The 19,134-nt window shown below is 68.1% G+C and carries 18 protein-coding genes and 1 riboswitch; of the genes, 4 read left to right on the forward strand and 14 right to left on the reverse strand.

From position 1 onward, the window contains the following. The first annotated feature begins 6 nt into the window (after nt 1–6). Both H570_RS0101280 and H570_RS0101285 read left to right on the forward strand, forming a co-directional pair. Nucleotides 7–690, forward strand: coding sequence for a response regulator transcription factor (locus tag H570_RS0101280; protein ID WP_027079170.1), 684 nt, complete (start codon nt 7–9; stop codon nt 688–690). Further along, nucleotides 677–2,011, forward strand: a complete 1,335-nt coding sequence (locus H570_RS0101285; RefSeq protein ID WP_027079171.1) for a sensor histidine kinase — start codon at nt 677–679, stop codon at nt 2,009–2,011. The genes H570_RS0101280 and H570_RS0101285 overlap by 14 nt, the downstream gene beginning before the upstream one ends. Before the next feature lie 81 nt (nt 2,012–2,092). Here the strand turns inward: H570_RS0101285 and H570_RS0101290 are convergent, their stop codons facing one another. From H570_RS0101290 to metF, 3 genes are all read right to left on the reverse strand, one after another. Then, nucleotides 2,093–3,013, reverse strand: coding sequence for a branched-chain amino acid transaminase (locus H570_RS0101290; protein ID WP_027079172.1), 921 nt, complete (start codon nt 3,011–3,013; stop codon nt 2,093–2,095). Nucleotides 3,014–3,227: 214 nt separating this feature from the next. Further along, on the reverse strand, nt 3,228–3,794 hold the full coding sequence (locus H570_RS15845) for a hypothetical protein (RefSeq protein WP_169447717.1): 567 nt from the start codon (nt 3,792–3,794) through the stop codon (nt 3,228–3,230). Nucleotides 3,795–3,891: 97 nt separating this feature from the next. Then, nucleotides 3,892–4,716, reverse strand: a complete 825-nt coding sequence (gene metF / locus H570_RS0101300) for a methylenetetrahydrofolate reductase [NAD(P)H] (protein WP_027079173.1) — start codon at nt 4,714–4,716, stop codon at nt 3,892–3,894. Nucleotides 4,717–4,905: 189 nt separating this feature from the next. On the opposite strand from metF, the gene H570_RS0101305 reads away from it, so the two are divergent. Next, on the forward strand, nt 4,906–5,463 hold the full coding sequence (locus H570_RS0101305; protein ID WP_027079174.1) for a DUF3228 family protein: 558 nt from the start codon (nt 4,906–4,908) through the stop codon (nt 5,461–5,463). Between the two features lie 326 nt (nt 5,464–5,789). On the opposite strand, the gene ahcY is transcribed toward H570_RS0101305, so the two are convergent. The 3 genes from ahcY to metK form a co-directional block, all read right to left on the reverse strand. Further along, nucleotides 5,790–7,238, reverse strand: a complete 1,449-nt coding sequence (ahcY, locus tag H570_RS0101310) for an adenosylhomocysteinase (RefSeq protein ID WP_027079175.1) — start codon at nt 7,236–7,238, stop codon at nt 5,790–5,792. 45 nt (nt 7,239–7,283) lie between these two features. Continuing rightward, nucleotides 7,284–7,376, reverse strand: a riboswitch (S-adenosyl-L-homocysteine riboswitch). 104 nt (nt 7,377–7,480) lie between these two features. After that, entirely contained in the window at nt 7,481–9,076 is a 1,596-nt protein-coding gene (locus H570_RS0101315; protein WP_027079176.1) for an SDR family NAD(P)-dependent oxidoreductase, read from the reverse strand. Nucleotides 9,077–9,298: 222 nt separating this feature from the next. After that, on the reverse strand, nt 9,299–10,528 hold the full coding sequence (metK, locus tag H570_RS0101320; protein WP_027079177.1) for a methionine adenosyltransferase: 1,230 nt from the start codon (nt 10,526–10,528) through the stop codon (nt 9,299–9,301). Between the two features lie 153 nt (nt 10,529–10,681). On the opposite strand from metK, the gene H570_RS0101325 reads away from it, so the two are divergent. Further along, nucleotides 10,682–11,704: a metal-dependent hydrolase gene (locus tag H570_RS0101325; protein WP_027079178.1), complete on the forward strand. Its 1,023-nt coding sequence runs from the start codon at nt 10,682–10,684 to the stop codon at nt 11,702–11,704. Between the two features lie 79 nt (nt 11,705–11,783). On the opposite strand, the gene H570_RS0101330 is transcribed toward H570_RS0101325, so the two are convergent. The 8 genes from H570_RS0101330 to H570_RS0101365 all read right to left on the reverse strand — a co-directional run bounded on the left by H570_RS0101330 (nt 11,784) and on the right by H570_RS0101365 (nt 19,052). Next, complete coding sequence (locus H570_RS0101330; protein ID WP_027079179.1) at nt 11,784–12,719, reverse strand: phosphatidate cytidylyltransferase; 936 nt, start codon at nt 12,717–12,719, stop codon at nt 11,784–11,786. After that, entirely contained in the window at nt 12,716–13,321 is a 606-nt protein-coding gene (locus H570_RS0101335; protein ID WP_027079180.1) for a lysophospholipid acyltransferase family protein, read from the reverse strand. The genes H570_RS0101330 and H570_RS0101335 overlap by 4 nt, the downstream gene beginning before the upstream one ends. Beyond that, on the reverse strand, nt 13,318–13,968 hold the full coding sequence (locus H570_RS0101340; RefSeq protein ID WP_027079181.1) for a CDP-alcohol phosphatidyltransferase family protein: 651 nt from the start codon (nt 13,966–13,968) through the stop codon (nt 13,318–13,320). The genes H570_RS0101335 and H570_RS0101340 overlap by 4 nt, the downstream gene beginning before the upstream one ends. Before the next feature lie 150 nt (nt 13,969–14,118). After that, nucleotides 14,119–15,102 carry a transporter substrate-binding domain-containing protein gene (locus H570_RS0101345; protein ID WP_051175956.1) on the reverse strand — a complete coding sequence of 328 codons (984 nt, stop codon included), beginning with the start codon at nt 15,100–15,102 and terminating at the stop codon, nt 14,119–14,121. Between the two features lie 244 nt (nt 15,103–15,346). Then, a complete protein-coding gene (dusB, locus tag H570_RS0101350) occupies nt 15,347–16,333 on the reverse strand; it encodes a tRNA dihydrouridine synthase DusB (RefSeq protein WP_027079183.1) in 987 nt (328 codons plus the stop codon). Between the two features lie 61 nt (nt 16,334–16,394). Then, nucleotides 16,395–16,724: a YegP family protein gene (locus H570_RS0101355; protein ID WP_036134604.1), complete on the reverse strand. Its 330-nt coding sequence runs from the start codon at nt 16,722–16,724 to the stop codon at nt 16,395–16,397. Nucleotides 16,725–16,783: 59 nt separating this feature from the next. Beyond that, a complete protein-coding gene (locus tag H570_RS0101360; RefSeq protein ID WP_027079185.1) occupies nt 16,784–17,749 on the reverse strand; it encodes a ribokinase in 966 nt (321 codons plus the stop codon). A 25-nt stretch (nt 17,750–17,774) separates the two neighbouring features. Further along, nucleotides 17,775–19,052, reverse strand: coding sequence for a nucleoside permease (locus H570_RS0101365; protein ID WP_027079186.1), 1,278 nt, complete (start codon nt 19,050–19,052; stop codon nt 17,775–17,777). Nucleotides 19,053–19,134 lie beyond the last annotated feature (82 nt).

Consider the following 19,134-nt stretch of genomic DNA (forward strand, 5'->3'; position numbering starts at 1 on the left):
AAACCCATGCGCATTCTCGTCATCGAAGACAACCAGGACATCGCCGCCAACCTCGGTGATTATCTCGAAGACCGCGGCCACACCGTGGACTTCGCCGCCGACGGCGTGACCGGCCTGCACCTGGCCGTGGTGCACGACTTCGATGCGATCGTGCTCGACCTCAACCTGCCGGGCATGGACGGCCTGGAGGTCTGCCGCAAGCTGCGCAACGACGCGCGCAAGCAGACGCCCGTGCTGATGCTCACGGCGCGCGACAGCCTCGACAACAAGCTGGCCGGCTTCGATTCCGGCGCCGACGACTACCTTGTCAAGCCGTTCGCGCTGCAGGAAGTCGAGGTGCGCCTCAACGCGCTGTCGCGGCGCGGCCGCGGCGTGCAGACGCGGGTGCTGGAAGTGGCCGACCTCGAGTACAACCTCGACACCCTGGAAGTGCGCCGAGGCGGCAAGCTGCTGCAGCTCAACCCCACCGCGCTGAAGATCCTGCAGGCGCTGATGGAGGCCTCGCCGGCGGTGGTCACGCGGCAGGAGCTGGAGACCCGGGTCTGGGGCGAGGAACTGCCGGATTCGGACTCGCTGCGCGTCCACATCCACGGCCTGCGCGCGGTGGTCGACAAGCCGTTCCCCGTGCTGCTGATCCAGACCCGTCACGGCATCGGATACCGCATCGCTGCGCCCGATGCGAGCGCGTAAAGAGCCGCGGAGCCGGAAGCGGCGCTACCGGCGGCGGCTGCGCAGCCGCATCATCCTGTCGTTCGTATTGCTGGGCTTCGGCCTGACCACGCTGTTTGCGTTCGCGACGAACTATGCGCGCAATCGTGTCGAGGAAGCGATCATCGAGGACGTGATGAATCGCAACATCAGCGAGGCGGCGCGCCAGTTCGAGCAGGACCCCAGCAACGTCTCGTTTCCGGTCAACCAGATTCGCGCGTTTGTGTACACGCCGGACAAGTTCGAACAGGTGCGCAGGAATCGACCGGAATGGTATGCGTTGAAGGACGGCATCACCGGGATCACGGGTACCGATGAGCTGGGCAACCAGATGTCGTACAAGCTTGCCGTGCGCAAGACGCCCAATGCGTGGTTTTTCCTGGCCTACGACATGTCGCAGGCCAGTCGTGGCGAGGAGCAGTTCAACCGGGCGCTGTATGCGTCGGTCTTCGTGTTCACGCTGTTTTCGCTGCTTGTCGGCTGGTGGGCTGCTTCGCGGGTCATGAGCCCGGTGTCCGAGCTTGCCCGGCGCCTGCAGGCCTCGGGTGGAAGCACCCAGCCCGAGCCGCTGGCGCTGCACTTCCCGGAAGACGAAGTGGGCCAGCTCGCCTCCGCCCTCGACGATTACGCCTCGCGCCTGACCGAGGTGGTGCAGCGCGACCGCGAGTTCAACGCCGACGTCAGCCATGAACTGCGCACGCCGCTGGCGGTGGTGAAGGGAGCGGTCGAGCTGTTGCTGTCGAAGCCCGGCCTCGACGAGAAGACGCGGGCGCGGCTGCTGCGAATCCAGCGCGCCGAGCAGCAGTGCACCGACCTGATCAGCGCGCTGCTGCTGCTGTCGCGCAACGAGCGCGGCCACGGCGCCACCGACGTGCAGCGCGTCGCCGAACAGCTGCTGGATGCCCACCGTACCCAGCTGGGCGGAAAGCCCCTGGAGCTGCGCCTGGAAGGCGGGCGCGAGATGGTGGTCGATGCGCCCGAATCGGCGGTCAACGTCGCGCTGGGCAACCTGATCGGCAACGCGGTCAAGTACACCACCCACGGCGAGGTGATCGTGCGCCTGCTGGACAACGCGGTGGAGGTCATCGACTCCGGCCCCGGCCTGTCCGCGGAAGATGCGGCCCGCCTGTTCGAACGCGGCTACCGCGGCACCCACGCCGAGCATTCGCTCGGCGGCGGCATCGGCCTGTCGATCGTGCGCCGCCTGTGCGCGCTGTACGAGTGGCAGGTGCGCGTGGTGCCCGGTGAGGAGCGCGGCGTCGTGGCGACGCTGACATTCTCGGCCGCGAACGTCGCTTCGTAGGTCGGGGCTACGTCCCCGACGCGCGTGTAAACTGGCACAAGCCGGCATTCCTGCGCGGGCCGTCGGCCACGCAGGGCCGACCTACGCGGGGTCCACCGGCTCCAGCCAGCCATGCCTGTCCTTCGTGCTGCCATCGAACAGCCCGAAGAACAGTTCCTGCATCCGTCGCGTCACCGGGCCGGCCTTGCCGGCGCCGATCTGGCGGCCGTCGATCGAGCGGATGGGAGTGACTTCCGCCGCCGTGCCGCACATGAACAGCTCGTCGCACAGGTAGAGGTATTCCCGCGGAATGTCGCGCTCGACCACCTCGATGCCGGCATCGCGTGCCAGCGTGATCAGGCTGTTGCGGGTGATGCCGTTGAGCAGTGCCGCGCTGACCGGCGTGGTGTGCAGCGCGCCGTCGAAGACCAGGAAGATGTTCTCGCCGGCGCCTTCGCTGAGCAAACCGGTGGAGGCGAGCGCGATGCCCTCGCCGAAGCCGAGGCGGCGCGCCTCGCGCGCGATCAGCTGGCCGGACAGGTAGTTGCCGCCGGCCTTGGCACCCGCGGGGATCGTGTTGGGCGCGAAGCGCTGCCAGCTCGACACGCAGGCGTCGATGCCCTGCTCGAGCACGCCGTCTCCCAGGTAGGCGCCCATCTGCCACGCTGCGACCGCCACGTCGATGGGAGTTTCAGCGGACAGCCCGAAGCCGCCCAGCCCGCGCCACGCCACCGGCCGCAGGTAGGCCTTGCCCAGCGCGTTCTTCTGCAGCACCGCGCGGCAGGCGGCGTTGATCTCGTCGAGCGAATACGGGATCGCCATGTCGTAGATGCGCGCCGACGCAAACAACCGGCGATTGTGGTCGGACAGCCTGAAGATCATCGGGCCGTCGGGGGTTTCGTAGCTGCGGATGCCCTCGAACACCGACGAGCCGTAGTGCAGCGCGTGCGACATGACGTGCGTGGTCGCTTCGGCCCACGGCTTGATGGTGCCGTTCTGCCAGATCCATTCGGGGTATTGCATGCCGGCCGCCTGCAGTGAGGGGAAACCGTCATTTTGCCAGATGGAGGGAAAGCGGGCGGGAACGACTGTCTTTCGAGCCGTTGCCGTCATCCCGGGCAGGGCGCGGGATCGTTTCTTGCCGCGACATGAGCTGCGTTCTTGCTTCGCCCGGAACGTCCAGCGGACGCTTGCCGTCATCGTTCACTGCAGTCCCGCTTGTACCTGCCGCAGCCGCCTAGAGCACGATCCACCAGCAGCCCATGTGGCGACGCAGCCCGAACACGGTGCGCGAGGGCGTGGAGCCGTTGGCAAGGGTCTGCTCGACGCGCAGTGCGACCGGGCTGCGCTGGACGACCGTTGCGCCCGGCCAGGCCTGGGCGTCCACGGTGCCGCTGACCGTCATGTCGCCGTCGGACTGGAGGCTGAGCTGCGGCGCGGGCAGGACCGCGCTCACGTCCAGCAGCGGGCGGTTGGCGATGGTGTCCAGTCGTTCGAGCACGGCGTAGCCGTTGCGGTTCGACATGCCGGTCCAGTTGTAGACCCCGGCCAGGCGGTTGACGTCGCGGCTGTCGATCGCCGCAGTGACCTCGAAGATCAGGTCGCGCAGGCTGCGCGAGCAGCCGCGCGCGTAGGCCTTGCCGCCATAGACCGGCGAGTGGACGGCGGGGGCTGGTCGGTCGGCACCGCCGACGTCGCTGCAGGCGCGATCGGTGAACACCACCTCGCCGTCCGGGCGCGTGCAGCGGCGGATCTGCGCATCGCCGGGGAGCGGCCAGCACAGCGTCGCCGCGATGGCCGCCACGGCGAAAAGGGAGATGCGAAGGCGCATCCCGTGAAGACTAGCCGCGCGCGCGGCCGGCGTGAAGTGAGCGCCGGCCGTGGAACCGCCCGCGCAGGAGTCAGGCCAGCCGCGCAAGCACGGCTTCGGTCGGCCTGGCGAGGTTGAGGGTGTAGAAGTGCAGCGACGGCGCGCCGCCGTCGAGCAGGCGTCGGCACAGCGCCGCGACCAGGTCGGCGCCGAACTCGCGCACCGCTTCCACGTCGTCGCCGTGCGCCTGCATGCGCTTTGCGATCCAGCGCGGGATTTCCGCGCCGCAGGTTTCGGAAAACCGCCGCAGCTGGCTGAAGTTCGAGATCGGCATGATGCCGGGCACGATCGGGATGGTCACGCCCAGCTTGCGCGCCGAGTCGACGAAGTGGAAGTACGCATCGGCGTTGTAGAAGTACTGGGTGATCGCACCGTCCGCGCCGGCATCGACCTTGGCCTTGAAGTGCTTCAGGTCGGCCAGCGCATGCTCGGACTGCGGGTGCGTCTCGGGATAGCAGCCGACCTCGATGTGGAAGTCGCCATCGTGTTCGCGGCGGATGAAGTCCACCAGGTCGGTGGCGTAGCGGAATTCGCCCGGATGCCCCATGCCCGACGGCAGGTCGCCGCGCAGCGCGACGATGCGCCGGCAGCCCATCGACTTGTAGCGCTGCAGCAGCGCCGACAGTTCGGCGCGGGTGCCGCCGACGCAGGAGATGTGCGGTGCGGCGTCCAGGCCGTGCTGTCCATGCAGGTGGCCGATGGTTTCCGGCGTGTAGTCCAGCGTCGATCCGCCGGCGCCGAAAGTGCAGGACACGTATTCGGGCGCGTGCGCCTTGAGCTTTTGCGCGGTGCGGTCGAGCTGGGCTCGCTGCTCGTCGGTTTTCGGCGGGTAGAACTCGAAGGAAAGCGCGGTCATCGTGGCGGTCTGGACGGGGCGAGGGGCGATAATATCTCTTTATCGCGATGAATGTTATAAATCATGGCGGTCGCAGGGGGAAACGGCTGCCATGCCGTTTGCCGGCCACGTGCAGGCGGCACCCGCGCAAGTGGTGCGTCCGACGATTGGCTAGACTCGCGGGCCGTTTCGATTCCCCGGATGCAGCCAATGTCGATCGTCCTGACGCCCTTTGCCCGCGCGCGCCTGTTCCCGGGCGAGCGGCGGGCGAACACCATCCAGGACTGCACGCCCGAGACGTTCGAGCGCCACCTCAACGAGGTGCCGCCGCTGGAGGTGCTCGACGGCTACGCGCCGTTCTGCAAGCTGCACGTGCATCGCAACTGGACGTCGACGCGCTGCCTGACGATGCCCGTCACCAACGACAACAGGCACCTGCTGCGCTCGGCCTACGAGGCGCGCACGCGCGACGAACTGCCGGTGCTGGTGCGCTGGTTCGAGGGGGTTGAGCCGCCGGTCGCAGGCTACTTCGTCGTGATCCTCTACAGCCGCGAGCAACTGGCGAAGGAGGGCGTGGCGATCGCTGCCGACTGGGGTGTAGTGGGGTGCCTCTACACCGCGCAGCCCGGGGAAATCCCGATGGCGCCGATCACGATGATGCGCAACGCGCTGGGTGTCGAAGAGGGCGGCTCCGGCGTGCCGCTGGATCGCGAGGCGTACCGGCGCAGCGTCGAGTTCTGGGAGAACAATGCCAACTGGCGGCCCTGAGTCCAGGGGGCGCTGCCACTTGGTACACACCCTCGTCGCAACCTGACGGACCCCGACGCGGCCGGCAGGCCTTCGAGGCAAATGTCCTCCGGCATCCGCCTGGCGGCGGACGCCTCCCCCGTGATTTTGCCCCGAAGGCCTGCCGACCGCGTCGGGTCAATCGGATCGCAGCCCCACGCCCCATCAGGCCCATGACCATGGTGAAGCCGGCAGGCCGCAGGTCGGGGCTACGCCCCCTACGCCCCGCGCCACATCAAGACATGATCACCAGACACGAAAAAACGGGCGCCTGGGCGCCCGTTTTCTCGTGAAGCCACCGGAACCGATCAGTAGCGGTAATGGTCCGGCTTGTACGGCCCTTCCACCGGCACGCCGAGGTAGGCAGCCTGTTCTTTGGAGAGCGTCGTCAGCTTCACGCCGATCTTCTCCAGGTGCAGGCGCGCGACTTCCTCGTCGAGCTTCTTGGGCAGGATGTAGACCTTGTTCTCGTAGGTGTCCTTCTTCTCCCACAGGTCGATCTGCGCCAGCGTCTGGTTGGAGAACGAGTTGGACATCACGAAGCTCGGATGGCCGGTGGCGCAACCCAGGTTCACCAGGCGGCCTTCGGCCAGCAGGAACATCGCGCGGCCGTCCGGGAACACGTACTTGTCGACCTGCGGCTTGATGTTGATCTTGGTGACGCCGGCCATCGCGTTGAGCGCGTCGACCTGGATCTCGTTGTCGAAGTGGCCGATGTTGCAGACGATCGCCTGGTCCTTCATGCCCTTCAGGTGTTCGAGCGTGAGCACGTCCTTGTTGCCGGTGGTGGTGACGTAGATGTCGCCACGGCCCAGGGTGCTCTCGACGGTGTTGACCTCGAACCCTTCCATCGACGCCTGCAGCGCGTTGATCGGGTCGATTTCGGTGACCACCACGCGCGCGCCATAGGCACGCAGCGAATGCGCGCAGCCCTTGCCCACGTCGCCGTAGCCGCAGACCACCGCGACCTTGCCGGCCAGCATCACGTCCATCGCGCGCTTGAGGCCGTCGGCCAGCGACTCGCGGCAGCCGTACAGGTTGTCGAACTTGCTCTTGGTGACCGAGTCGTTGACGTTGATCGCCGGGATCAGCAGCTTGCCGGCTTCGGCCAGCTGGTACAGGCGATGCACGCCGGTGGTGGTCTCTTCCGAGACGCCCTTCCAGTCGCGGACCACGGTGGTCCAGAAGCCGGGGCGCTCGGTCGCGACGCGCTTGAGCAGGTTCTTGATCACCTGCTCCTCGTGGCTGGCGCCGGGGCTGTCAACCCAGCTGCGGTCGCCCTGTTCGAGTTCGTAGCCCTTGTGGATCAGCAGGGTCACGTCGCCGCCGTCGTCCACGACCAGCTGCGGGCCGAGGAAGCCGCCCTTGCCGTCGGGGAAGCTCAGCGCTTCGAGCGTGCAGTCCCAGTATTCCTCCAGCGTCTCGCCCTTCCAGGCGAACACCGGCGTGCCGGTCGCGGCGATCGCGGCGGCGGCATGGTCCTGGGTGCTGAAGATGTTGCACGAGGCCCAGCGCACGTCGGCGCCGATGTCCTTCAGCGTCTCGATCAGCACCGCGGTCTGGATGGTCATGTGCAGCGAACCGGTCACGCGCACGCCCTTGAGCGGCGCCTGCGCGGCGTACTTGCGGCGGATCGACATCAGGCCCGGCATCTCGTGCTCGGCGATGTCGAGTTCCTTGCGGCCCCAGTCGGCCAGGGTGATGTCGGCGATCTTGTAGTCGCCTTCGGTAGAGAAGGTTTTGGCTACGGCATTCATGGTGTTGCTCCGTTGTTTGTGAGTCCGGGGATGGAGAGGACTCGCATTGAACGGGCGCCGTTGTCGCTATGTCAGCTCGCCGAGCCTGAGCCCTTTCACGTCGCGGTGGACGGATGGCATGCAGCGCCCCTCGGCAGAGGGTCGGGATTATATGGCTTCTTCGCGTCGAAACGATGTCCGGGTCGCATGGCGGCCAGCGGTGGCGTCAGGCCCGGCTCAGCTCGCCGGGCGCCACGACGGCGTCACCAGTCCGTGGGCTTGTAGTCCTTCAGGAACTGTCCCCAGACGTGCTCGCCGGTGTTGAGGCCATGGATGATCGGGTCGACGATGCGGGCGGCGCCGTCGACGATGTCCAGCGGCGGATGGAAGCGCTCCTCGACAACCTTGCGCGCGGCGAGCTCGGCGGGATCCTCGTCGGTGACCCAGCCGGTGTCGACGCTGTTCATGTGGATGCCGTCGCCGTGGTAATCCGCCGCGGCGGTGCGGGTCATCATGTTGAGCGCCGCCTTGGCCATGTTGGTGTGCGGGTGCCGGGTGGTCTTGAAGTTGCGGTAGAACTGGCCCTCGACCGCCGACACGTTGACGATGTGCTTGTCGCGGTTGTCCGTGCGCAGCATCAGCGGTTTCAATCTCGCGTTGATGATGAACGGCGCGATCGCGTTGACCAGCTGCGTCTCCAGCAGTTCGACCGACGGCACTTCGGCCATCAGCAACCGCCACGAGTTGCGCCCGCGCAGGTCGACCTGCTGCAGGTCCTGGTCGAGGCGGCCTTCGGGGAACAGGTGCTTCTGGCCCAGCAGTTCCTCCGCCAGCAACGGCACCTGCGACAGCTCCGCCGGATTGGTGAGGCCTGCGGCCGCGGACATGCGCTGGCCGATCGCCACCTGCATCGCCGCGGCATCGGCTTCGGGCGCCGGGCCTTCGGGCAGCATCGCGTATCCGCGCAGGCCTTCGTAACTGCCCAGCAGCTTGCGCACCGCATCCGGCGCGTCGTGCAGCGCCGCGGTCTCGGCTTCCATCATGTGCGCGTAGAACCCGGGCGGTCGGCGAACGGTCTGGCAGGCGTTGTTGATGATGAAGTCCAGCCGCGGCAGCCGCGACGAGAGTTCGCGGCAGAACGCCTCGACGCTGGGCGTGTGCCGCAGGTCCAGGCCGAAGACTTCGAGGCGGTGCCCCCACTGCGCGAAATCCGGTTCCTGCGCATAGCGCGCGGCGGAATCGCGCGGGAAGCGCGTGGTCACGACCAGGCGCGCGCCGGCGCGCAGCAGCTTCAGGCCGGCCTGGTAGCCGATCTTGACGCGGCCGCCGGTCAGCAATGCGACGCGGCCGCTGAGGTCGGCAAGCTCGGTGCGCTTGGCGAAGTTGAACTCGGCGCAGGCGGGGCACAGCTGGTCGTAGAAGTGATGGACCAGGGTGTACTTCTGCTTGCAGACGTAGCAGTGCCGCAGTTCGGGGGATTCCTTGAAACCATGCGTCGCGGATGCCGCGGCAGCGTGGTCCACGCCTTCATGCGCGAGTGCCTGCGGTGCGCCGCCTTCGGGCACGAAATAGTTGGGCGTGGTGAACACCGGCTGCCGGCGCAGCGTGCGGATGCCGGTCTGCTCGAGCACGGCTTCGGCGCGGCGGATGTTCTCCGCGTTGCGCTCGCGCTCGCGCGCCTTCAATCGCTGCCGGCGCGCGCGCGGATCGGGATGGTAGATGGCGGCCACGGCCTGGTGCAGGCGCTTGCGCTCGTCCGCGGGCATCGCGTCGAGCAGCGAATGATCGGTGGCGACGGATTCCAGCATTTCGAGTGCGGCGCGCAGGCGATCGGACAGGGTGGGATCGGTGGGATCCATGGAGGGCAGGGCGGCGGTCGTGGTGGTCAAGCAGCGTAGTCCAGTTCGGTCGAACGAGGGATTCCTGGTTTTGCAGGGCAATCGGTGTCCTGCTTGCCTGAAAAGAAAACGGGCCGCGTGGCGGCCCGTTTCCTCGATTGCCATCGTGGGCGAAGCGGGAGATCGGTCCTGCGGCAGAGCCGCAATGGATTCCCCGCTGCGCCAGGGACGGCGACGGAACCGCTACTTCAAGCCAGCCGCCTTGCGCAGTTCCTCGGCCTTGTCGGTCTTCTCCCACGAGAACGCCGTGGCCTTGTGGCTATTGCCCGCGGCATCGGTGTAGCTGACGTCCTTCGGCTTGCGGCCGAAGTGGCCGTAGGCGGCGGTCGACTGGTACACCGGGTGGATCAGGTCGAGCATCTTGACGATGCCGTACGGGCGCAGGTCGAAATGCTTGCGGATCAGCTTCTCGATCTTGTCGTCGCTGATCTTGCCAGTGCCGAAGGTGGTGACCGAGATGCTGGTGGGCTCGGCCACGCCGATCGCGTACGACACCTGCACCTCGCACTTGTCGGCAATGCCGGCGGCGACGATGTTCTTGGCGACGTAGCGCGCGGCGTACGCGGCCGAGCGGTCGACCTTCGACGGATCCTTGCCCGAGAACGCGCCGCCGCCGTGGCGGGCCATGCCGCCGTAGGTGTCGACGATGATCTTGCGGCCGGTCAGGCCGCAGTCGCCCACGGGGCCACCGATCACGAAGATCCCGGTCGGGTTGATGTGCACCTTGTTCTTCGGCAGCTTCTCCAGCATCGCCTTGGGCAGCACCGGCTTGAGGATGTGCTCGTACACGCCCTCGACAAGATCTCTCTGCTTGATGCCCGGGTCGTGCTGGGTCGACAGCACTACGGCGTCGAGGCCCTGGATCTTGTTGTCGTCGCCGTAGCGCAGGGTGACCTGCGACTTCGCATCCGGGCGCAGCCACTTCAGCTTGCCGTTCTTGCGCACCTTGGCCTGCTGCTCGACCAGCCTGTGCGAGTAATAGATCGGCGCCGGCATGAACTCGGGCGCCTCGTTGCAGGCGTAGCCGAACATCAGGCCCTGGTCGCCCGCGCCCTGTTCCTCCGGCTTCTTCTGCTTCTTCTTGGTGCCGTCGACGCCCGCGGCGATGTCGGGCGACTGCTTGCCGATCAGGTTCAGCACGCCGCAGGTCGCGCCGTCGAAACCGACTTCGGACGAGTCGTAGCCGATGTCCACGATCACCTTGCGGGTCAGCGCCTCCAGGTCGATCCAGGCCGAGGTGGTGACCTCGCCGGCCACGATCGCCACGCCGGTCTTGACCATGGTTTCGCAGGCCACGCGCGCGCGCTTGTCCTGGGTCAGGATCGCGTCGAGCACCGCGTCGGAGATCTGGTCGGCGACCTTGTCCGGGTGGCCTTCGGAGACCGATTCGGAGGTGAAGAGGTAGCTGGACATCGGCCTTATATCCCTTGATTCGGATGGAAAGATGGGTGCGCATCATACACGGGCGCAGCCGGCCGTGCATTGTGCCGCGTGGCGGGTTGGCGGGGGTTAAGCGGGTCGATTCGGGCGGGCCGACGCCGGCCGGGCCGCCGCTAGCATCCGGCGATGGATTCGATCACCCACCTGTTCTACGGCGGCGTCATCGCCGCGGCGATCGCGCCGCGCGCGCACCGGCGTGCCGCCCTGCTCGCCGGCATGGCGCTCAACACGCTGCCCGACCTCGACGTGCTCCCGCTGGCGCTGTGCGACGACCCGGTGGTGCGCATGACCTGGCACCGCGCCGCAACGCATTCGTGGCTGGTGCTGCCGTTCGTGGCCTGGGCGCTGTGGGCGTTGTTCAGGCGCCGCGGTGGGCGGGTGGCGGTGGAACCGGCGCGCTGGTTCCGGGTGATCCTGGTGACCCTGATGTCGCATCCGCTGCTCGATGCGTTCACGGTCTACGGCACGCAGCTGTTCTGGCCGCTGCCGATGCGGCCGCTGATGTGGTCGAGCCTGTTCATCATCGATCCGCTGTTCCTGCTGCCGTGGCTGGCGGCGTTCGTGGTCGCATGGTTTGCGCGCGAGCAGGTCGGCCGGCATGCGCTGGCCGCCGGCATTGCGCTGGGCATCGGTTATCTCGGCTGGTCGTGGATCGCCAAGACCCTCGTCGACCGCGAGGCGGACCGCGCGCTCGCCGCGATGGGCCTCGTCGGCGCGCCGCGCTTCTCGGTGCCGATGCCGCTCAACACGCTGCTCTGGCGGGTGGTGGCGATGACGCCGGACGGTTACGTCGAAGGCTTCCGATCGGTGGTGGCGGACGAGGGGTCGATGGTGTTCCGCGGCTACCCATCGAACACGCAGGCGCTGGCGGAGGCGCGCGACATCGCGGCCGTGCGCGAACTGGCCTGGTTCAACCATGGCTTCATGCGCACGCAGGTAGTCGATGGGGAACTGGTGCTCAGCGACCTGCGCATGGGCAGCGAGCCCAGGTACTTTTTCAGCTACGCGGTGGCGCGTCGCCAGGGCGATGCATGGCAGGCGATCGCGCCGCCGCGCAAGCTCGACCCGGGGCGCGATTTCGGCCAGCTGTGGCAGGCGACCTGGCAGCGCATCTGGCACGAGCCGCGCGCCGGAAACGCGCCGCCGTAGGAGCGCCCCATGGGCGCGATGCGACTTTACCGGCGAACGCCTTTCGCGCCCATGGGGCGCTCCTACGGGGCGTGCGGCTTCAGCCCGAGAAAAAGTACCGGGTGATGTGGAAGAAGATCGGCGCGGCGAAGGTCACCGAATCCATCCGGTCCATCATGCCGCCGTGGCCTTCGATCATGTGGCCCCAGTCCTTGGCGCCGAGGCTGCGCTTGACCGCCGAAAGCGCCAGCCCGCCGAACACGCCGCAAACCACGATCAGCGTCGACATCAGCGCCGACTGCAGCGGCGTGAACGGGGTGATCCACCACAGCGCCGTGCCGATCGCGACCGCCGCCAGCCCGCCGCCGACCAGTCCTTCCACAGTCTTCGACGGGCTGACCGTCGGCGCCAGCTTGCGCTTGCCGAACAGCTTGCCGAACACGTACTGCATCACGTCGCTGATCTGCACCACCAGCATCAGGTACAGCAACAGCAGCGGGCCCTGGCCTTCGTAACCGCGCAGTTCGAGGATCAGCAGCGCCGGCGCATGGCTGATGCAGTAGATCGCGATCATCACGCCCCACTGGATCTTGGTGGTGCGCTCGAGGAAGTCGCTGGTGTCGCCGCCCAGCACCGCCAGCGCCGGCAGCGCGAGGAAGGCGTAGACCGGGATGAAGATCGCGAACAGCCCGTACCAGTGGTCGCCGATCAGCCAGTACTGCACCGGGATCAGCACGTAGAACGCGACCACAAGCGGCAGGTGGTCGCCGGGCCGGGTGGGCGTGAGGGTGATGAACTCGCGCAGGGCGAAGAACGAGATGAAGGCGAACACCACGAGGTTCGCCACCGGCCCCAGCCAGAAGCACACCGCCAGCACCGCGACCATTCCCCACCACGCGCGCACCCGTGCGTTGAGGTTGGCCACGACCTCGGTGCGGCCCTTGCGCTGCTGCAGTACCCAGCCGACCAGCGAGGCCAGCGCCAGCAGGGCGACGATGCCGCCGAAGACCCAGAGCAGTTTGTGTTGTGCGTTCATGCCAGCGCCACCACCGCATCGCGCGCGCGTTCGAGGAAGGCATCGCGCGCTTCACCGCCGACGCGCTGCATCGCCTCGCCGAAACGCACGGTGCAGTACAGCGGCAGCGGGATGTGCGCGCCCTTGGGCATGCTGCGATGCAGGGTGTCGAGGTAGGCGGGCACCAGGTGCAGCTCCGGGAAAGCCTCGGCGAGGCGGAACAGGCCGCCGCGGAAGCGCTGCGGCAGGCGTTCGGCGGTGCGCGTGCCCTCGGGGAACAGGATCAGCGAGTCGCCGGCATGCAGCGCCGCGATCACCGGTTCCAGCGGATCGCCGTCGCGCTCCTCGCGGCGGCGTTCGATCAGCACGGCGTGCAGCACCTTGCCGGCGACGTAGCCGCGCAATCCCGGCTTGTCCCAGTAGTCGCGGGCGGCCACAGGCCGGGTGCGTGCGCGCTGCGCCGGCGACAGTGCAGACCAGATCGCCATCGTGTCCAGATGGCTGCTGTGGTTGGCGAAATACAGGCACTGCCCGGCAGGCGGCGCCGCGCGCCACTGCGCACGCGCGCCGACCAGCAGCCGGGTGGTGCCGACCAGCGCCGCCGCAGCGGCGCGTTCGATCACGCCGCCTCCCGCAGCTGTCGCGCGATCGCGCGCAGCCGCGTCCAGCAGGTCAGCCCGGAGCCGGCGGCGATGGCGACGACGGCCGCGTGCAGCGTGTACGCGGTGCCGGCGAAGCGCGTTTCCAGCGGCGCCAGCACGCAGGCGGCGACCATCAGCCACATCCGGTGCGGCTTGGCCATCGGCCCACGGAAATCCTGCGACCCCAGCACGGTGCCACCGAGGGTCCGGACGTACGCGGTCAGTGCGGCCAGCAGCGCCGCCAGCCAGCCGCACCACGGCAAGCCGGCGGCGTAGCCCAGCGCGACCAGGAACAGGCTGTCGGCGACGCGGTCGGGCACTTCGTTGTAGAGCACGCCGGTCGGCGTCCTGCGCGCGTGTTCGACCGCCACCAGGCCGTCGAACAGGTTGCACAGCAGCCGCAGCACGATCGCCAGCGCGCAGAGCCAGGGTCCCCAGGGGGATTCGAGCTCAAGCAGCGCAGCCGCGCCGAGGGCGGCGAAGACAATGCTCGCCAGCGAGATCAGGTTCGGCGAAATGCCGCTGCGTGCGAGCAGGGCGCTGAAGCGCTGCACCAGCGCGTTGCTGCGTGCGGCGATGGGTCGTCGGTTGCCGGCATCGGTTTCCGCCGGGGTCGGGCTCCGATCCATCGATGTCACCTCCGTGTCCAGTCGCAGCTTGATAACCGCGATCGTCGGCTGGGGTCAAGCGGCGCGTGGTGCGGTGGCCGGAAGCGGGCAGATCGATGCATGTCCGCGACGCGGGGTCGCACCACGGGATCTCCCCGCGCGACCGGTTGCTCAGTCGGCCGTCCCCAGATACCGGTCCACGCGCTTGTGCCAGTCGGCGGCATTGACATGGCGCAACAGCGATTCGTTCAACGGCTCGCGCAGCGGGCTGCCGGTCGGCATCGCGTAGCCGTAGTCCTGCCGCTCCAGCACGAACGGCAGCACTTCCAGGCGTTTGCCATAGCGCTGGGCGATGGTCCAGCGCAGCAGCGGCGCGTCGTAGACCACCGCATCGGTGCGCCCGCGCGCGAGGCGGTCGAGTGCCTCGCCGAGGCTCTGCACTTCGTGGTCGGCGATGCCGCGCTCCGCGAGCCAGATGGCGCTGGTCGTGCCCGCCAGCGTGTCGACGCGCACGCCGGCCAGGTCGTCCGGATTTCGGATCTGTGACGACAGCTGCCCCACCGTCAGCGCGCTGGTGATCGCCGCGGTGAACGTCGAGACCACGATCAGCGCAGTGAACATCCACACCAGGCCGACGATGCGCCCGCCAAGCGTCACAGGTGCCTTGTCGCCGTAGCCCACGGTGGTCATGGTGACCGCCGCCCACCAGAAGCCCGAGCCGATGCCCTGCGCCGGCTTGCCGCCGAACTGCGCGGAGTTGCGCCGGCGTTCGAACAGCCACGTCAGCAGCCCGACCACCAGCAGCACCACCGACAGCGCCAGCAGCAGCTTCAGGAACCCGGGCGAGAAGAACGAGCGCGCCACTGCCAGCCAGCCCGCGCCCTGCTGCCGCGGCACCGCCACGCCGAGTCCGGAGCTGGTGATCGGGTGGCTGAAGTCCATCTCGCGCTCGCGCCCGGCCGTGGCGGTGATCGCACCGATGCCGAGGTCGACGCGGCCGTTGGTGACCGCGTCGAGCAGGCCATCGAGATCGTATTCCCGGTACTCGAACGTCCAGTGGTGTTCGGCGGCGATGTCCTGCCACAGGTCGATCGCCAGGCCGTGATAGCTGCCTTGCCGCTTGATCACGAACGGCGGCGCGACCTTGATTCCCACCCGGAGCGGCTGGTCCGCGCCTGTGGCGGGTTGCGCCGTCGCCTGAGTTTGAGCGCCATCCATCGACCGGGCCGATGCTCGCGTCGAAGGCGACAGGCTCAGTGCCGCAATGAGGATGGCCAGCAAGGCCGTTGTCGATGATGCCGCTATCCGCATGCGTTCGTTTACCCCGGGGCCTGGAGGCGCGCCGCTCGGGACGCATCGCGGTCAGGGTAAGGGATGCGGGCGGACGACGTGGTCGCGGCTACGCGGCGAATGCGCGCGGCGCCGCCAGGCCATCGAAGTAATCGCGGGTCAGCGCGACCTGCATGGCCGCCGTCTCGGCCTGGTTGACCACCGCGCGGAACGGGCCGTTCTCGGGGCGGTCCTTCGCGTACCAGCCCAGGTGCTTGCGCGCGATGCGCACGCCGGACGGCTCTCCGTAGAAATCATGCAGCGCATGCAAATGGCCGAGGAGGATGTCGCGGATCTCCGCGAGCGACGGCGATGGCAGCAGTTCGCCGGTGGCCAGGTAATGCGCGATCTCGCGGAAGATCCACGGCCGGCCCTGCGCCGCGCGCCCGACCATGACCGCATCGGCGCCGGTATGGTGCAGCACGAACGCCGCGCGCTGCGGCGAATCGATGTCGCCGTTGGCGATCACCGGGATCGACAGCGCCGACTTGATCTGCGCGATGGTGTCGTACTCGGCCAGGCCGGTGTACTGCTGGTCGCGGGTGCGGCCGTGCACGGCGAGCGCGGCGATCCCGGCATCCTCCGCGATGCGCGCAATCGCGGGTGCGTTTCGATGGGTGGCGTCCCAGCCGGTGCGGATCTTCAGGGTCACCGGCACGTCGACCGCGCGCACCACGGCTGAGCAGATGCGCGCGACCAGCTCTTCGTCGCGCATCAGCGCCGAGCCGGCCCAGGCGTTGCAGACCTTCTTCGCCGGGCAGCCCATGTTGATGTCGATGATCTGCGCGCCGTGTTCGACGTTGTACCGCGCCGCCTCGGCCATGATCTCCGGCACCGTGCCGGCGATCTGCACCCCGACCGGGTCGGGTTCGTCGACGTGGTCCATGCGCCGCAGCGACTTTTCCGTGCGCCAGAAGCGCGGATCGCTCGTGGTCATCTCCGACATCGCCAGCCCCGCGCCCAGCCGTTTGCACAGCAGCCGGAACGGCTTGTCGGTGACCCCCGCCATCGGGGCGAGGATCACGCGGGGTTCGATGTGGTGGGGACCGATCCGCATGGCGGGGATTCTACCCGCGCCGGAAGCGCGCCCGGCCGGCGCCGGGCTCGCGCGGAACGGATCAGGTGGGCTGGTCGTCCACCGTCGCATCAGGCGCATTGGCCTTAACCGAGGCGATGCCGTTGTCGCGCCCGCCCTCGTCGGCGTTCATCCGGCTGCAGCCGATCACCTGGCCGTTGGTCGCAGTGAGGTTGAGGAAGACTTGCCGTTGCTGGCGGTCTTGCGCTCGAGGCGGGCGTCGTCCTTGCTGTTCCTGCGCACCGATGCCGCCGGTGTACGAGGACTTGGTGGAGTAGCCCTCGCTGGTCAGGATCACCTGCCAGTTGCCGGCCTTGAGGTTGAACCGGAATTCGCCGTGGGCGCGCTTGCTGATCTCGAACTTGCCTGCCATGCCTCCCCGGATCGTGCGGATGGAAGCCGGATTCTGCAGTCGCGCAGCTGATGCAATCGTCATGCGCCGAAGCGCGCGACGACCTCTTCGCGCCGCGGCATCGCCAGCGCCGCGCCTTGGCGTTCGGTGGACAGCGCTGCATAGCGCGAGGCGAACCGCAGGTGCCCCGCGAACGCTGCGTCGGGCGCGCCCGACAGCGCCGCTGCCAGCGCGCCGTTGAAGGCGTCGCCCGCGCCGGTCGTGTCGACGGCATGCACGTGCTCGGCAGCGAGCCGGTAGAAGGCCTTGCCGTCGCCGCGCAGTGCATCGCCGGCGTGAGACACGAAGCAGCCGCTTGCGCCCAGGGTCACGACGATCGTCCCGGCGGGCATGAGTTCGCGGCACAGCGCGTGCAGGTGGGGCTGGTCCAGCGCGGTGATGGCATCGCCATCGACGCGCTCGCCGACGTGGCGCGCGACCAGTCCGGCGAACTCGGTTTCGTTGGGAGTGATGATGTCGGCCAGCGCCAGCAGTTCGCGCGTGGTCGGCGCGTTGGCCGGTGCGGGGTTGAGCATGGCGATGGCCGCGTGGTCGCGTCCGGAACGCAGTGCCGCGGCGACGGCGTCGGGCGGGGATTCGAGCTGTGCCAGCACCACGCCGGCGCGTTCGAAGGCGTCAGCCTGGCCATCGACGTGCGCGGGCGACAGCGCGCCGTTGGCGCCGGGGCCGATCACGATGCTGTTGCGGCCCTCGCCGTCGACATAGATGCCGGCGGTGCCCGTCGGCTCGTCGCTGCGCAGCGCGCGCAGGTCGATGCCGTCGGCGGCCGCCAGCGACTGCGCCACCTGCGCGCCGGGATCACCGCCGATCGCGCAGACGAAAGTGGTGCCCGCGCCGGCGCGGACGCTCGCGATGGCCTGGTTGAAGCCCTTGCCGCCGGGCCCGGTGCTGTAGCGGCCGCTGAGCGTCTCGCCCGGGCGCGGCAGCACGGCCGTCGCCCAGACGTGGTCGACGTTGAACGAGCCGACGACGACGACGCGACTCACCGGCCGGCTCCCGTTCTCGCCATGCTCAGGGCACCAGGTCGCCTTCCGGCGCCTGTGCCCGGCGCGTCGCGCCCGGATCGTGCTTGTGCTTGAACAGCGGCACGAACACCACCGCCATCGCCAGCGCGTACAGCGCGAACGTCAACCAGATGCCATGCCAGTCCTTGCTGCCGTCGGCGGCGGTGAAGAAGTGCTCGATCAGGAAGCCCGAGGCGAGGCTGCCGAACACCGCGCCCACGCCGTTGGTCATCACCATGAACAAACCCTGCGCGCTGGCGCGGATGCGCGAGTCGCTCTGCTGCTCGACGAACAGGGAGCCGGAGATGTTGAAGAAGTCGAACGCCATGCCGTAGACGATGCACGACAGCACGATCATCCACAGCCGGTCGCCGGGGTCGCCGTAGGCGAACAGGCCGAAGCGCAGGAACCACGCCAGCATGCTCATCGTCATCACCGCCTTGATCCCGAAGCGGCGCAGGAAGAAGGGAATGGTGAGGATGAACAGGGTTTCGGAGATCTGCGAGATCGACATGATGATGGCGGGGTACTTCACCGCGATCGTGTCCTTGAACGCCGGCACGTTGGCGAAGTCGTGCAGGAAGGTGTCCCCGTAGGCGTTGGTCAGCTGCAGCGCCGCGCCAAGCAGCATCGCGAAGACGAAGAACACCGCCATGTTGCGGTCCTTGAACAGGCGGAACGAGGTCAGCCCGAGCACGTCGACCAGCGCGCGACTTTCGCTGTGGCCCATCCGCGGCGGCGCTGGCGGCAGGGTGAACGCGTACAGGCCCAGCACCAGCGCCGCGGCCGAGGCCACGTAGAACTGCCCGGACGTGGTTTCCAGGTGCAGCAGGCTGGTCGTCCACAGCGCGGCGATGAAGCCGATCGTGCCCCAGACCCGGATCGGCGGGTAGTCGCGCACGACGTCGCGGCCGTCCTTCTTCAGCGCGTTGTAGGCCACCGTGATCGCCAGCGCGATGGTCGGCATGTAGAAGATCATGTTGAGCAGCATCACCCAGAACATGGTGTGCGGGTCGTCCACCATCGGCACGCAGAACAGCATCACCGCGCCGCCGATGTGCAGCAGGCCGTAGAGTTTTTCGGCGTTGATCCACTTGTCCGCCACCACGCCCATCAGCGCCGGCATGAACAGCGAGGCGATGCCCATGGTGGAGAAGATCGCGCCGAACGCGGTGCCGGACCATCCCTTGTTCTGGAACCAGTACGCGCCGATGGTGATCAGCCACGCTCCCCAGACGAAGAACTGGAGGAAGTTCATCACGATCAGACGCAGCTTCAGGCTCACCCGGCATTCTCCCCGTTTGAGCAGGCCGCCCCGTGCGGCAATCGCTGCGGCAGGGTAAGGGCAAATCGCGGGCGAGTGAAGC

This window comes from Luteimonas mephitis DSM 12574, assembly GCF_000422305.1.
In the GTDB taxonomy this organism is placed as follows: domain Bacteria; phylum Pseudomonadota; class Gammaproteobacteria; order Xanthomonadales; family Xanthomonadaceae; genus Luteimonas; species Luteimonas mephitis.